We start from the raw sequence: 14,720 nt of genomic DNA, 5'->3' as shown, positions 1-14,720 counted from the left end.
ATTCTGAATTTTGATATATTTCACAAACCATTCAGGGATTAAAATAGTCTTTATGGTTTTTATTTGGTTAATTAAATTCCCTTCGACGCACTTCATGGTTTTAATTTATTTAATTGATTTAATGCTATCAATTTGCAACGATAATCTGGCGTCTGACGCGCCTCAGGGAAACAATTAAATAACAATTAACTGCCCCGATTGAGTTCGGTATTAAAAGGAAGCGTTATGACCGGGAGAAAGAAAATCAGCTTATTGCACTTTTTTCGCCGACTGGCGTTTCCATTACGGATATTTCTTTTATTACTGGTGGTGTCAACACTGTTAATTAGCGCGTTGGGCCAATATCTCTCTGCCAGCTTTGAAGATTATTTGACCGAGCACGTACGCGGCATGGCGATGAACCAGGCCAGAATCATCGCTTCCAACGACAGCGTTATTGATGCGGTAAAACATCGCGATACCCATCGTCTGAGGCAAATTGTCGGTAAATTATCCACCGGTTCCGATTTTGATTACGTGGTTATCGGCGACCGTCACTCTGTTCGGCTTTATCATCCTAACCCGGCCAAAATAGGCTATCCGATGCAGTGGACCAAGCCAGGCGCGCTGGAAAAAGGCGAAAGCTATTTTATTACCGGCGAAGGCTCTATCGGCATGGCGATGCGCGCCAAAACGCCGATTTTCGATGAGCATCAGCAGGTGATCGGCGTCGTTTCGCTGGGGTATTTAGTCAGTAAGATCAACAGCTGGCGGCTGGATTTTCTGCTGCCGCTGGCCGGCGTATTTGTGGTTATCCTGATTATTTTAATGCTGCTGTCGTGGTTATTCGCCACGCATATTCGTCGCCAGATGCTCGGTATGGAACCGCAGCAAATCGCCAGGGTAGTGCGTCAACAAGAGGCGCTGTTTGGTTCGGTATTCGAAGGGCTGATCGCCGTCGATCCTGATGGGCTTATCACGGCGATCAACCGTAATGCGCGTAAAATGCTGGGTTTGGCGTCTCCGGGCCGCCAGTGGCTGGGGCGCTATATCGGTGATGTGGTAAGCCCTTGCGATTTTTTTACCGGGAGCATTGAGGAACAGCGCCAGGATGCGATGTGTACGTTTAACGGGTTAAGCGTTATCGCCAATCGCGGCGTGATCCGCTATCAGCACGCGCTATTAGGCGCGATCATCAGCTTTCGCAGCAAGGATGAAATCAGTGCACTGAATGCTCAGCTGACGCAAATTAAACAGTACGTTGAAAGCCTGAGAACGCTGCGTCATGAGCATCTCAACTGGATGTCTACGCTCAATGGTCTGCTGCAAATGAAAGAGTACGATCGGGTGCTGGCAATGGTGCAAGGCGAGTCTCAGGCTCAGCAACAGCTGATCGACAGCCTGCGTGATGCCGTTGACGATCGTCAGGTCGCGGGATTGCTATTTGGCAAATGTCAGCGGGCGCGAGAACTGGGATTATCGCTAAATCTTGTACCCGGCTGCGTACTGCATCATCTCCCCCAGGATATGGACAGTACGGAATTCGCCGCCATCGTCGGCAACCTGCTGGATAACGCCTTTGAAGCCTGTCTGAATAATCCTCAGGGCGATAAAACGGTGGAACTGTATCTGAGCGATGAAGGCGATGATGTGATTATTGAGGTGGCGGACCAGGGGTGCGGCGTGCCGGAGACGCTGCGCCAGACCCTTTTCCAACAGGGCGTAAGCACCAAAACTGATGCGCAGGGCGAACACGGTATCGGGCTGTATCTGATCGCCAGTTTTGTTAATCGCTATGGTGGCGTGATTACCGTTGAAGATAATCAGCCATGCGGCGCTTTGTTTTCCGTTTTTATACCGAAAGTGAAAAAGAGTGATGGAACAATCTCTGACGATTTTAATAGTTGAGGACGAAACGCCGCTGGCGGAAATGCATGCCGAGTTTATCCGCCATTTTCCCGGCTGCGGGACGGTATGGCTGGCGGGTAATCTGGCGCAGGCCCGGGAAATGATTGCTCGTTTCAAACCGGCGCTTATCCTGCTGGATAATTACTTACCCGACGGCAAAGGCGTCACGTTGCTGCACGAGCTCTCCCAGGCCCGCTACACCGGCGGAGTGGTGTTTACCACAGCGGCAAGCGATATGGATACCGTTTCAGAGGCCGTGCGCTGTGGCGTGTTTGACTATCTGGTCAAGCCCATCGCGTATGAGCGGCTTGGGCAAACCCTTCATCGCTTTCAGCAGCGCAGGGCGCTACTTGCCAGTCATGCCAGCGCCAGCCAGCGGCAAATCGACGATATGTTCAATGCCTATGCGCGAGGGGAGCAAAAAGAAGCGCTGCCGCCGGGGATTGATGCGCTAACGCTGGCAAAAGTACAGCAACTGTTTGCCGACCCGCTGGCGCGGCATACCGCTGAAACGGTGGCTGATGCGCTGAAACTGAGCCGCACCACCGCCCGGCGTTATCTGGAGTTCGCCGCCAGTCGACAGCAGATTGTGGCGGAGATTATTTATGGCAAAGTGGGCCGCCCGCAGCGAACCTATCGGGCGTTATGAGGCGTTTTCCGGCATCGCCACCACCTGATTACGCCCGCGATTTTTTGCGGCATACAGCGCCGTATCCGCCTGATGGATCAGGCCGCTGGCTATCATATGCAGCGGCGTATCCGGCGACAGCGATTCACAGGCGTACAGCGTCGCCACGCCAATGCTGATGGTGAGATAATGGGTCGGGCTGGCAACGTGCGGCAACATTAGCGCATTGATGTTTTCACGCAGGCGCTCCGCTTCCGCCAGGGCTTGCGCCTGGTCTGTGCGGGGCAAAATCACCAGAAACTCTTCGCCACCGTAGCGACTGACGTTATCTTCAGGACGCCGCCTTGATGACACCAGGGCTTTGGCAACGGCGCGCAGGCAGTTATCGCCGGACTGATGACCATAGTTATCGTTATAACGCTTAAAATAATCGATATCCGCCAGGCACACTGACAGCGGGAAACCGTCCTCGACGGCCTGGTTAATTTCATTCATCAGACGCTCATCCATGTAACGGCGATTATACAGGCCGGTTAAATGGTCGCGCTGGGCATACTGCTGTAGCACCTGGTTGGCGCTTGCCAGTTTCTGCTCCGCTTCACGACGTGCCGTTATATCCACCCAGGTCACCGACAGCCCCACTACGCGGTTGCTGGCATTGTATAAGGCGACCGGTTGAGTGTCGTAACAACGATCGCGCCAGATAATCTCGCGCCCTGGAATTATTACGCCGGATTCCGCAAGAAAGAAATCATCCTGAAACTGTTGCCATACGTCTGGCATTAAATGCCCCAGCAGGCTGCCAGCCGCTTCTTCCGGCGAAATATTCAGTAAGCCATTCATGGCCTTATTCGACATGACCAGCCGTCCGTCCAGGTCCAGCATGCACAGGGCAACGGGCGTCGTATCATAGATAGTTTCGAGCTGCAGTACGCGTTCGCCAAGGTTAGAAATATTTCTGTCAATGCCGCGATAGCCGGTTAATTCGCCCCGATCGTTAAACAGCGGAATGCCGCTGGTTTCCAGCACCACAATCTGGCCATCGGCGCGCATATTGCGATTAACCAGCCCGGAAAACGCACGCTGCTGAGAAACGATTTCGCCGAAAGCGCCCGCAACGCGTTCCGCTTCCCCCGGGGGCATAAAATCAAAGGGAGTACGGCCTATGACATAGCCCGGCTCATAGCCCAACAAATCATGTACCACCCCCGAAACCCAGGTGTACCGCCCCTGCGCATCCACTTCCCAGACCCAATCGGAATTGTGATGGAGTAAATCTAAGAGATGTTTTTCATCAACGTCAGGCAAATCAGACTGTCTCTTTCCATCATTCATGGTTATTTATCCGCATACTCTACAGGTACTCAAACGCAGGCTGGTCAGTGTTAAGAAGCTCTTAAGATACAGGTTAGTGGTCAGAGAAAGTAGCAAACATTGATGAGAGGAATTTGAAAAATAGTATTTATTTGCGCTACTTATCAATACATTTTATATCGCATAACGTATTTCATTGTTTTTAAAGCTGAAACGTTAAGGCGGCCGAGAAATACTGGATCATCACTCAGCAAGTTGTGTTGGATGTGGTTGTTTTGTGGTTTTGCGGGCTTAACGAGATGAATAGCCATACTCTCAGAGTTTAACTTCCAAAAATCACAGGGTATGGGGCGATCGATGTAGCTATAAGGTTGCACATTGGGTGTGATAATGATGTTGTTTTGATGTTGTAATTGTGTGGTTTGTGTGGTTTTATACTGCTATACCTTGTAGTAGAGAAAATCACATGACTCAGTTAATTGAAGATGTTGATGTCGTTGTCATTGGTGGCGGGGTGGTTGGTTGCGCCATGTTCCGTCGTTTTACCTTGATGGGGAGCAAAGTACTGCTTCTTGAAAAAGGCGGTGACATTCTTTCGGGAGCAAGTAAAGCCAACAGCGCTATTCTTCATACTGGCTTTGATGCCCCGACTGGAAGCCTGGAACTGCAATGTATGCAGGCCGGGTATCAGGAATACATGGACATCCACCACCGGATGAACCTGCCCCTTCTCAAAACCACCGCTATCGTTGTCGCATGGACAGAAGAACAGCTGGCAGCCCTGCCCGGTATCGTCAAGCAAGCTCATGATAACGGCGTGCTTGATGTTACCCAGATAGATGCTGAAGACGTCTATAACCGTGAACCGAACCTGGCTAAAGGTGCGCTCGGCGGTGTTTATGTACCTGGCGAATATGTTATTGACCCGTGGAGTTCGCCTCTCGCGTATGTCACCCAGGCTGTCCAGCATGGTGGCAAATACAGGTTCAACTGTGGCGTAACCAAGGCGACACGTTATGAAGAGGGGTGGGAGCTAGAAACCACTCAAGGTGCAGTGCGCACCAGGCTGGTTATTAACTGTGCGGGCAATCATGGGGATTTAATCGACGGGCTCTGGCGTCAGCCAGACTTTGAAATACGCCCACGCAAGGGCCAGTTCCTGGTTTACGATAAAGCCGCAGCCGCGCAGATCAATGCCATTATCCTTCCCGTACCGACGCCCACCACCAAAGGCGTTCTGCTGTGCCGGACTATCTTCGGCAATATGATCCTTGGCCCGACAGCAGAAGAACAGCAGGATCGGGAGCATGCTGAAGTTAATGAAGAGGTGCTTAAAAGCCTCATCGAGAAAGGCAGCCTGATGCTTCCCTCTTTAACGCATTTTTCGGTGACGGCGACGTATGCGGGGCTTAGACCTGCAACCGAGAAAAAAGAGTACCGCATTTATGATTATCCAAACGACCAGTGGATAAGCGTGGGGGGCATTCGCTCCACAGGCCTGACGGCAGCGCTGGGGATTGCGGCATATGTTGAGGAGCTGTACCAGCGGAATTTCAGCAAGCTTTTTGAATTGTCTCCTCCCACCACGCTGTCATGGCCACACATGCCCATGCTTTCTGAATACGAGCAGCGAGATTATTCCTGCAAAGGCAACGGTGGCGTCATCTGCCACTGTGAGCTGGTCACTCGCCGCGAACTGGAAGCTGTTTTCGACTCGGCTGTTCCTCCGGAGTGCATTGGTGGTTTACGTCGTCGGACCCGGGTCATGATGGGCCGATGTAATGGATTTTTCTGCAGCAACCATGTGGCAGAGATTGTAGGAACGCGTCTTGACAACACCCTTGTGGTTGGGAAGGTCGAATGAACCAGGTTTATGACGTCATTATTATCGGTGCCGGCCCTTCAGGCCTGGCAGCTGCACGTTCACTGCTGAAAAAAGGCGTGACCCATATCCTTCTTGTTGAGCGTGAGAAAGAAGCCGGTGGCGTACCGCGCCATTGCCGACACCCTACGTTTGGCATCCAGACTTTCCTGCGCCCAATGAATGGGCATGTCTGGGCAAACAAGATCCTCAGTAAAGTCGCCGGCTCCTGTGAAATTCGCACCTCGACAACGGTAACCAGCATTAAAGCCGGAGGTGAGATTGAAATATCCTCAGACAACGGTATTGAAACACTGAAAGCGAAACGCGTTATTATCGCTACCGGCGTGCGAGAAACCCCACGGCATCCCCGGTTGGTATCAGGATTAAGACCTCAGGGCGTGCTTACAGCTGGCGCACTCCAGCAATTTATCTATCTGCGTAAACTTAAACCCGGGATCCGGCCCGTTATTGTCGGCTCAGAATTAGTCAGCTTTTCTGCCATCTGGACGCTCAGAAATGCAGGAATCAAAGCACTCGCCTTGATTGATGAGCATTCACGGCCGCTTGCATTCAGGCCAAGTGTTCTCTATGCAAAACTGCTCGGCGTGGATGTTTATCTGGGATCGCACATCACCAGCATCAACGGGAAAGATCGGGTTGAAAGCGTGGAGTTTCGCGATGCGGACGGGAAAAGCAACCAGATTGCCTGCGACAGTATTATTTTTACTGGACGCTTTACCGGGGAATACACCCTGATCCGTAACAGCCATTTAGCGTTTGAACCGGAATCGGGTAGACCCTTATTCGACCAGTTTGGCCAGTGCTCCGATCCCGCTTTCTTTGTTGTCGGTAACATGACGCACCCGGCAGATATGGGCGACCAGTGCTATCAGGAGGGCTTACGTGTGGGTCTGAACGTCGCGGATTCACTGGCTGCCAGTACCGCTAAATCATTCAGCGTGCCTGTGGTGCATGATGATTTATTTAAAATCACCGCACCGAATATGATTTCCCTGTCAAAGCCAGCCAATAAAACAACGCTCAACGTTCGCGTAACGCGTTATTTTAAGGGTGAGATTATTGTTAAACATGGAAACGACATTATTTATAAAGGTAAACACCGTTGTTTACCAGAGCGACGCATCCTGCTAAAAGATATAGATATAAGCGGTATTACCAATAAAGACGAAATTATTGTCACAACCCGTTAAGTCAAAAAGCCAGCGAAAGCTGGCTTTTTTATGCATTGTTATTTTTCTTCATGATTCTGGCAGCAGGGGGGCTGTTGCACACTTTATATCAGAAGAACCAGGTTAACCTTTATTTACTCAGGCAAATTCAGATTCAACGTCAGACCATAAACTCACGCGCTGCCCCCGGGCTTTATAGAATTCAATTTCACGCTGGATGCCGGCGCTTTTATCCCAACCTTCCAAATCAAGAATAATGAGTTCTTGCATCATATCCAGAAAAACGGCATCGACCGGGGCCCATAATTTGCCGATATTGGCTTTCTCTGTTTTCTGTAGTTCCAGATTGACAGGATGTGACATACTCACCTGACTAAACACGACATGTCCGGCTTCAATAATCTGAGCAGCCACTTTGTTACATGCCAGAAAACGGCCATGCACAACATCCTTATCCGCGTGGCTATAAGGACATGCCAGGAAAATCTTACGCATTTTTCAACTCCAGTTTATGACAAATAAATTTGGGTTAATCAGGGAACGGATTCAGCCGTGAGAATATTCTGACCTGTGACGGCGCTTTCACGCTCATCATCAATCTTTTCCATCCTTTGCGCTGCCGGAACAGAAATATAAATCGCAATGCCTATTGCAATCACGCCGGCAAGGAATTTACCCAGCATGATGGGAATGACCAGCGTTGGCTGGAAATTAGCCGTAAAAGCAAGGTGATCGCCCAATGTCGCCTGCGCACAGATGCCGAATGCCACGCATAAAACCTTATCCCGTGCTCTCATGGATTTAAATAAATGGAACACAGCAATAATATTTGCCAGCACCATAACGATCCCCAGTGCACCCGTATCGGTAAGTTTTAGCTTTCTGCCAATAAACTTCATCGGGCGCTGACAGTGTTTCTGGAACAGATAACATACCGGGAATGTGCCAGCCAGCATAATGCCAATATATCCCGCGATTTCAATTGCCCGATACAGCTCTTTTTCATCAGCAAACAGAGGGTCAAAAACCCACCCGCCAAACACTTTGGTAAACACCCCGGTGAAGTGCTGAACGATACATGCTGCCAGTACCAGCTTTATAAATGCGTCACACAGACGCCCAAAGGCAAGGAAGCAACTAACCATCAATTCAGTTTTATATTTAAGCCCAATTGCCAGTAAGAAGCAGAATGCAAACAAAGGTGCTAATAGCTGGAGTGCATTTAAAAAATCAATCGTTAAATAATGATTCGCCGGTGATGACGTTGAAATGACATCGCGCACAGGAATATTATTCAGGGTGATAAACATTAACGAAATTAACACGCCAAAAGGGATGCTGACCAAACCCGCCATTGCTCCAAGCGCAAGGTATTTATGATCCTGCCGATTAAGCATAATTAGCCCAACTGGAATCAGATACACAATACTTGCTCCAGACGTATAACCGATTAACATCGCGGTGATCCACTGGTCGCGATTAGAGGCAATTACATCCGCAAGTTGATAGCCCCCCATATCTACCGCTATAACAGATAATGCAGCGATAGATACGTCTGAACCCATCGACTGGAAAAGGGGTCCAATGGTATTGGTAATAGCGTAGGAGATAATGGGGATTGCAGCCATAATCCCTGCCTGAGCTAAAAATACCGGTCCGATAGAATGTATACCATTTACGAACTCTTTCCCCAGACCACTCTCAGGCCGAATTACCGATGCAATAGCACCGACTAATGCGCCTGCCATAATAATATAAATAATAATAGTGCCGATTTCCGACATACTTGCCTCACTTAATCACCGCGCAGGTTACGGGAACGCGAGATAATGTCTTTATATTTTTCAAAATAAGGACGAAGATCGCGTTTTCCAGGTTCTGTCATTGTATTTTGATTTCTTAACTTCATTGGGTAATTTAACCCCAGACCCTTGCGTGCAAGTAATGCCACTCCTTGTGCAGTTATTTCTCTGTTAGCCGGAGATATAATTCGCTTCTGGATTAACGTTGCGAGAAACTCTTTGAAATAGGTATTTGAAGATAGCCCTCCATCGATTGAAATCGTTTCGCCGATAGGCCTTACTTTATCCATTGCAAAGATGACTTCAGCAGACCGTACCGCGATCCCTTCGAGTATCGACTGAAGCATATCTTTTCTTTCGGTTTCAAGAGACAAACCCGCCCATACGCCTGCCGCAGAACGATCCCAGTACGGGCAGCCCAGGCCAGACAGAGCAGGAACAAACGCCAGTCCCCTTGCAATTGCAGGTTCATCCGGGAAATCGCTGAACTCTTCAATTTCTGAAAACAAGCCGATTTTACCTGCCCAATTAATTGCCGATGCTGCGTTATAGACGCCGCCATCAAGCCCATATACGGGTTTTTCATCGGGCATCTTCCAGCACAAGGTTGGCAGTAATCCAGAGCCTTTGGCATCGGGAACGTCAGTTCCCGTAATGGACTGCAGGAACGCCCCGGTACCAAATGTGATTTTCATTTGTCCCGGTTCGCGACAGCCATGACCGTAAGTCCCGGCAAACTGATCCACGATACAAGCAGTCAGGGGGGCAGTGGTGCTTTCATATCGGACATCACCAAAATGACCAACATTATCCCGGACTTCAGGAAGAGCTTCGATGGGTACGCCGAACAGAGCGCACAGCTCTGCATCCCATTCGAGGGAATGGATATTAAATAATGACGTTCGCGAGGCAGAGTTGTAATCCGTGACGTGTGTGCCGCACAGGTGGAACATAAAAAAAGCGTCCATGGTACCGAGGCGCAAGCTTCCACGTTTCGCCAGTTCTACCGCCCCTGGCACGTTACGCATGATCCAGCCAAATTTGCTGGCTGAAAAATAGGTGTCCAGAGGAAGACCGGTTTTTGCACGCACGCGTTCTTCGACACCTTCCGCGCGCATTTTGCGGATCACAGAATCGGTTCTTTGATCCTGCCAGATGATGGCGTTATAAAGCGGTTGGCCAGATTTTGCATCCCAGGCCACAATACTTTCGCCCTGATGAGCCAGACCAATTGCATCCACTACCCCGCAATGATTCAGGCAGGAACGAATGTTACGCAGGATCTCCATGGGATCATGCTCAACCCAGCCAGGATTCGGTGTGAGCTGCTTATGTGCGATTGCAGCCGGAGAAAAATGTTTCCCGTCCTCACCGAATACAACAACACGCGTCCCCGTCGTACCCTGATCGATTGCTGCATAACGTTGGTTGAGCATAGAACCTCTAAACTTCACTGTGGCTTGTTTGTTGATAACATCGTTTCATTCACAATATACCACCATAAAAACACATTAAAGCAACACAAATTACACATATAAACAAATAAATGTGACGTGAATCATGTTTTATCAGGACCTTAAAACTAAACTTTAGAGCCTGTTTTTTACGCGTTCATGAGGTTGGAAGTACGATGAAAAAATTAAATTTACCCTGTAAAATCAAAATGATATCAAAACAATCCGGTACAACAGAGTCATAAAGTCCCGGCGCTCAGGTTGTAATACCCATTTTCGAATGCAATAATCATTTCCACAAAAAAACAACATAAAAACAACAGTGCTTCCGGGCGCTGTACTGATGAAAAAAGATCCCCCCTAACGTGCGATAGCAGGTAGAACAATGGATTACTCAAATGGCTCCGAACGCCGCAACATTATTCTTGAAAAACTGAAAGATAGCGGACAGGTCTTTGTTAATGAACTGGCGGATGAGTTTGGAGTTTCGCAGGAAACCATTCGCCGGGATCTCAATAAACTGGAAGAATTACGCCATATCAAGAAGATTCATGGTGGGGCTGTCAGTGCGCAGTTCGGATTTGAACTGGAATTCAATCAACGAGCGAAATTAGCTGAAGACGATAAAAAGAATATCGCTGTCGCTGCAGCAAAACTCATCAAGCCAGGGGATTCACTCTTCATTGATTTTGGAACGACAACGCTTGAGTTTGCCAGAATAATCAGTTCGATACCGCAGCTTACCGTGTTCACTAATTCTCCTGTGATCGCCAATTTATTCCACGATAGTTCCACTACTGACTTGATCCTGATTGGTGGGCAGTTTGGTCTTTCAAAAATGGAATGCGTCGGCCCGGTCACGCTTCAGGCCATTAGCTCATTTTATGCCGATTACGCGGTTATCGGTGCCGGTGCTGTAAGCCCTGAATCAGGCATTATGGATCAGGACATCAATGAAGCCGCCGTTGCTCGCCAGATGATCAAACAAAGCAACAACTCTATTGTGCTTGCGGACGGCCATAAATTAGACAGCCGGGCCACATCCCATGTCGCGCACTGGAAAGAGATTGATTGTCTGGTAACCACAGATCCAGACAAAAAGATTAAGAAGATGAATTTCCCTAAAGATCTGAACATTATAATTGCTTGATTCAGTTTGATATTTAAATCGGCCATCAGACGCTATTGTTGGTCCAGTGACAGATAAATAAAGAAAGGGGCAAATTAATAATTTGCCCGCACAGCCTTAAAGTCAGTACGTGGGAAAAACGACGTAAAAAGGCTCACTATGCGTTATGCATAATGAGCCGCGGGTGTTCGGGTTACTGAGTTATTCGGCCTGGTTTAATCACGGCTGCTCGACAAATAATGGCCAGGCTGTGCGCTTTCTTCGGGACGACGTGATTCCGGTAAAAGTGACATTGCGCACAGGCTTATCGCCGTAGCAAACAGCACGTAATAGGCCGGCGCGACAGGATGATTGGTCCATGCAAGTAAGGCAGTCAAAATAAAATGCGTACTCCCGCCAAACAATGCCGAACCGAGTGCGTAAATCAGTGAGGTGCCCGTACTGCGGAACTTGCCCGGCAACATCTCCGGCACCACAACCAATAATGCGGTGGTGGGAAACGTAATCAGTGTAGAGACCACAAACGTCACCGTCAGCAAGCGTGCCGCATCCGGTGCCTCATGCAGCCAGGTGAATAACGGTATTACTACTACGCTCAATGCCAGTACCGGCAATATCAATACTTTTTTACGGCCATATCTGTCACACAGCCGCCCGGCTGCCAGTGCTCCGAAAAAAGAAATGAGCCCGGCAATCAAAATACTGGTTTGTGCAACGCTCGGATGCAGATGCAGCGTTTTAATGGCATAGGACGTCATGTAGTTTATTAACTGTGAGGTGACACTGACCACCATCATGATCCCCAGGCCAATCAGCAGTAAGCTGCGGTTCTCGCGCCACATGCCTTTCAATATGTTGGCAGTGCTCTTCTCTTTTTTTACCGACTCATGAAGCGTTTCCGGCAAATTACGGCGGATATAGATCGTTAGCGGCACCATAAGCAGACTGAAGATAAACGGTAAACGCCATCCCCAGCTTTGCAAATTCTCTGCAGACATAGATGAAGTAATGATCACGCCAAACAAACCGCCAACGGTGACCGCTATGCCCTGGCTGGCAATTTGCCAGCAGGCATAACGTCCGCGTTTATCGGCTGGTGCCGATTCAATCAGTAGCGAGGCTGCCGGCCCCACTTCTCCGCCAAGGGCCACACCCTGTATCAGTCGGCACAATACGATGATGACCGGTGCGGCCATACCGATCGTCGCGTAACCCGGCGTGGCGGCAATCCCAAGCGTACCCAGGGTAATAAGCGTTACTGTCAAAATCATTGCCGGTTTACGCCCCACCCGGTCGGCATAACTCCCGATAAACAATGCGCCCAATGGCCGGGTAAAAAATCCGACGCCGAAGGTGGCAGTGGCTACCAATAAACTGCCATAGTCCCCGGTAACGGGAAAAAATGCCTGGCCTATATACACGGCAAAATAGGCATAAATGACGAAGTCATAAACTTCAAAAGCGTTGCCAGCCACCGCAGCAGCAATGACCCGCCAGTGAACAGGCTGCGTAACCTGGCTTTCGATAGTTTGGCTCATGCTGTTCTCCAGGAATGTCTCATGATGGGTGGCGGTTAATGCCCGCGACGGCCTGCAGGAAAACGCGTTTTCCCTGGGTCCAAATCTCATTCTGCCACCACGGATCCTGGGGATTGAATGCGTCCTTCAGACTCTGGCGGAGCGCTGCGCATTGCCGTGGATCATCACTACCAAAGCGGGTTAACCAGTGTGCCCCACGCATTGCCAGTACGGTTTGTACTTGTGGGTATGTCCCATATTCCAGGCAGATATTCGTTTGTTCCGCCTGCTCACACTCGCGAAACAACGCCGCCTGAATCGGCCCCGTCAGTGGAACACTGGTCGAGCTGCCTGTATTGACTGAGGTAATGGTATCTCCCCACCAGTCCCGGGCGCGTAACAGAGAGGCATCTTCGAATTCACAGCCAAAAATACGTTCGCCGTAGCCGTATGGCCCGAGCCCGGTATGAATATCAAGCGAGCCAATACGCTGACAGCGAGTTGCGTAACGCCGCAAAATAGTACGAAACGTTTCATTACTCCAGGTGGGTTTGTCGCCCCCATAATGTAGCCCATCGGGGAAACGGTATTGTCCAAGGCTTACCGCGCACTGGTATCCTTTATCGCCCCAGACTTTCGCCAGCGCCCGTAACTGTTCTTCACTTTCAGCAGGCGGCGGCCAACTTGCCGGCAACAGTAAATTATGAATATCAGAATAACGATCGTTAACCGGGAGCGGTGCTGAAAAATCGACGAAATTGCGGTTAAGATCGACGTTTTCCTGGGTGGTACGGTGCGACCAGGAAAATCCCCACGGGTTAATCGCATGAACATGCAGCACGGCGGTATTCGCTTGCTCAAGCGGCCCCATTTCCAGCAACCCGCGCTGTATCGCCGAGCCGGGATAGCCCTCCACGCCATGCACGCCACTGATAGTAATAATAAGGTTTGCGGCGTCTTCCGGCCCATCCAGAACCACATCCGTTGCCAGCATCTCTCCTTCACTGCCGGGTAAATCCAGGAGATAACTATCAACGTGTAACTCGCGACCATGAGCAGCAGCGATAAACGCTTGTCGCGCTTCGGCGTAACTCCGGCTAAACAGCGACTGGGCGGATTGATTCATTTTTATTATCTCCAGAAAAATTAAGGGAAGAGCGAAATTGCTGACGTTGTCGGCAGGCATCGCCGTAGTGAGAGAAGATCTGCTGTGCTAATGGGCTGTGCCCCAGTGACATTTCAGGGTGCCACTGCAGCCCCAGTACCAGGCCGGGAGAGTCCGAAGCGGTAAATGCTTCAATCAGTCCATCTGGCGCAAGAGCCTCGATGCGCAATCCCTGCCCCAGCGTACTGACACCCTGATGATGAAGTGAGTTAACGCTAACGTGTGGCGCTCTTGTCAGCGTCGAAAGCAACCCGCAGGGCATAATCTCGACGAAATGACTGTCTTCATACCAGCAAGTTAAAGGACGATCGTGGCAGCCTTCCCGATGATCCAGCGCATTAGGCCGCTCATGGACGGCACGATGGAGAGTTCCGCCAAAAAATACATTGAGCTCCTGAAAACCCCGACAGATAGCTAACAGAGGGATGCCCTGCTCTATCACCTGGGGAAGTAATGAAAAAACGGTTTCATCGCGATAAATATCCTTCAGCGTCTGCTCCGGTAGCGGTTCGGCCTGATAGCGCTCCGCGGCGACATTCGACGGGCTACCTGGCAACATGACACCATCCACCGTTGATAATAACGTCGGTAAATCAAGCATCTCCGGGCTGACAGGCAATAACACTGGCATCACATTTGCCGCTTCATGTAACGCCCGGAGATAGGTTTCCGGCACCGCATGCACTGGATGCTGGAAATAACTGATTCGATCGCAGATCACCGCTACTACTGGCCGGGGGTTAGCGAGGTCTATGCTTTGCATCATATTT

12 protein-coding genes are annotated in these 14,720 nt (G+C 49.9%); 5 read left to right on the top strand and 7 right to left on the bottom strand.

Translation table 11 applies throughout. From position 1 onward, the window contains the following. The first annotated feature begins 225 nt into the window (after positions 1–225). Both dpiB and dpiA read left to right on the top strand, forming a co-directional pair. A complete protein-coding gene (dpiB, locus tag FND52_RS19740) occupies positions 226–1,887 on the top strand; it encodes a sensor histidine kinase DpiB (RefSeq protein ID WP_144132817.1) in 1,662 nt (553 codons plus the stop codon). Beyond that, positions 1,856–2,536, top strand: coding sequence for a two-component response regulator DpiA (gene dpiA / locus FND52_RS19735; protein ID WP_144132945.1), 681 nt, complete (start codon positions 1,856–1,858; stop codon positions 2,534–2,536). Before dpiB ends, dpiA begins: the two co-directional genes overlap by 32 nt. Here dpiA and FND52_RS19730 read toward each other — a convergent pair. Next, positions 2,531–3,850: a GGDEF domain-containing protein gene (locus tag FND52_RS19730; RefSeq protein WP_144132815.1), complete on the bottom strand. Its 1,320-nt coding sequence runs from the start codon at positions 3,848–3,850 to the stop codon at positions 2,531–2,533. The genes dpiA and FND52_RS19730 overlap by 6 nt on opposite strands. A gap of 445 nt (positions 3,851–4,295) precedes the next feature. On the opposite strand from FND52_RS19730, the gene FND52_RS19725 reads away from it, so the two are divergent. Together FND52_RS19725 and FND52_RS19720 are read left to right on the top strand one after the other, a co-directional pair. Beyond that, a complete protein-coding gene (locus FND52_RS19725) occupies positions 4,296–5,693 on the top strand; it encodes an NAD(P)/FAD-dependent oxidoreductase (RefSeq protein ID WP_144132813.1) in 1,398 nt (465 codons plus the stop codon). Then, complete coding sequence (locus tag FND52_RS19720; RefSeq protein ID WP_144132811.1) at positions 5,690–6,904, top strand: NAD(P)/FAD-dependent oxidoreductase; 1,215 nt, start codon at positions 5,690–5,692, stop codon at positions 6,902–6,904. Before FND52_RS19725 ends, FND52_RS19720 begins: the two co-directional genes overlap by 4 nt. A 117-nt stretch (positions 6,905–7,021) precedes the next feature. Here the strand turns inward: FND52_RS19720 and FND52_RS19715 are convergent, their stop codons facing one another. From FND52_RS19715 to FND52_RS19705, 3 genes are read right to left on the bottom strand one after another with little or no spacing between them, the layout of a single operon-like run. Next, positions 7,022–7,378 (bottom strand): DUF1937 family protein, encoded by a 357-nt coding sequence (locus FND52_RS19715; protein WP_125293890.1) that lies wholly within the window; start codon positions 7,376–7,378, stop codon positions 7,022–7,024. A 38-nt stretch (positions 7,379–7,416) separates the two neighbouring features. Further along, on the bottom strand, positions 7,417–8,667 hold the full coding sequence (gene eutH / locus FND52_RS19710) for an ethanolamine utilization protein EutH (protein WP_144132809.1): 1,251 nt from the start codon (positions 8,665–8,667) through the stop codon (positions 7,417–7,419). Positions 8,668–8,678: 11 nt separating this feature from the next. Continuing rightward, positions 8,679–10,121: a glycerol kinase gene (locus FND52_RS19705; RefSeq protein ID WP_144132807.1), complete on the bottom strand. Its 1,443-nt coding sequence runs from the start codon at positions 10,119–10,121 to the stop codon at positions 8,679–8,681. A 403-nt stretch (positions 10,122–10,524) separates the two neighbouring features. Here FND52_RS19705 and FND52_RS19700 point away from each other — a divergent pair, with 403 nt between their 5' ends. Then, entirely contained in the window at positions 10,525–11,289 is a 765-nt protein-coding gene (locus FND52_RS19700; protein ID WP_125293893.1) for a DeoR/GlpR family DNA-binding transcription regulator, read from the top strand. Between the two features lie 194 nt (positions 11,290–11,483). Here the strand turns inward: FND52_RS19700 and FND52_RS19695 are convergent, their stop codons facing one another. Genes FND52_RS19695 through FND52_RS19685 form a run of 3 tightly spaced genes read right to left on the bottom strand, consistent with a single transcriptional unit; the run spans position 11,484 to position 14,713 of the window. Further along, a complete protein-coding gene (locus tag FND52_RS19695; RefSeq protein ID WP_208737526.1) occupies positions 11,484–12,806 on the bottom strand; it encodes an MFS transporter in 1,323 nt (440 codons plus the stop codon). A 19-nt stretch (positions 12,807–12,825) separates the two neighbouring features. After that, on the bottom strand, positions 12,826–13,911 hold the full coding sequence (locus FND52_RS19690; protein ID WP_144132803.1) for a M14 family metallopeptidase: 1,086 nt from the start codon (positions 13,909–13,911) through the stop codon (positions 12,826–12,828). Further along, a complete protein-coding gene (locus tag FND52_RS19685) occupies positions 13,883–14,713 on the bottom strand; it encodes a gamma-glutamyl-gamma-aminobutyrate hydrolase family protein (RefSeq protein ID WP_208737524.1) in 831 nt (276 codons plus the stop codon). Before FND52_RS19685 ends, FND52_RS19690 begins: the two co-directional genes overlap by 29 nt. Positions 14,714–14,720 lie beyond the last annotated feature (7 nt).

The organism is Atlantibacter subterraneus (genome assembly GCF_007570865.1).
Taxonomy (GTDB): domain Bacteria; phylum Pseudomonadota; class Gammaproteobacteria; order Enterobacterales; family Enterobacteriaceae; genus Atlantibacter; species Atlantibacter subterraneus.
This window is presented reverse-complemented; position numbering and strand designations above follow the sequence as displayed.

Coding starts and splice junctions, on each gene's coding strand:
- FND52_RS19715 (WP_125293890.1), bottom strand. CDS start 7,378: ATGCGTAAGATTTTCCTGGCATGTCCTTATAGCCACGCGGATAAGGAT.
- dpiB (WP_144132817.1), top strand. CDS start 226: ATGACCGGGAGAAAGAAAATCAGCTTATTGCACTTTTTTCGCCGACTG.
- FND52_RS19690 (WP_144132803.1), bottom strand. CDS start 13,911: ATGAATCAATCCGCCCAGTCGCTGTTTAGCCGGAGTTACGCCGAAGCG.
- FND52_RS19700 (WP_125293893.1), top strand. CDS start 10,525: ATGGATTACTCAAATGGCTCCGAACGCCGCAACATTATTCTTGAAAAA.
- FND52_RS19730 (WP_144132815.1), bottom strand. CDS start 3,850: ATGAATGATGGAAAGAGACAGTCTGATTTGCCTGACGTTGATGAAAAA.
- FND52_RS19695 (WP_208737526.1), bottom strand. CDS start 12,806: ATGAGCCAAACTATCGAAAGCCAGGTTACGCAGCCTGTTCACTGGCGG.
- dpiA (WP_144132945.1), top strand. CDS start 1,856: ATGGAACAATCTCTGACGATTTTAATAGTTGAGGACGAAACGCCGCTG.
- FND52_RS19705 (WP_144132807.1), bottom strand. CDS start 10,121: ATGCTCAACCAACGTTATGCAGCAATCGATCAGGGTACGACGGGGACG.
- FND52_RS19720 (WP_144132811.1), top strand. CDS start 5,690: ATGAACCAGGTTTATGACGTCATTATTATCGGTGCCGGCCCTTCAGGC.
- FND52_RS19725 (WP_144132813.1), top strand. CDS start 4,296: ATGACTCAGTTAATTGAAGATGTTGATGTCGTTGTCATTGGTGGCGGG.
- FND52_RS19685 (WP_208737524.1), bottom strand. CDS start 14,713: ATGCAAAGCATAGACCTCGCTAACCCCCGGCCAGTAGTAGCGGTGATC.
- eutH (WP_144132809.1), bottom strand. CDS start 8,667: ATGTCGGAAATCGGCACTATTATTATTTATATTATTATGGCAGGCGCA.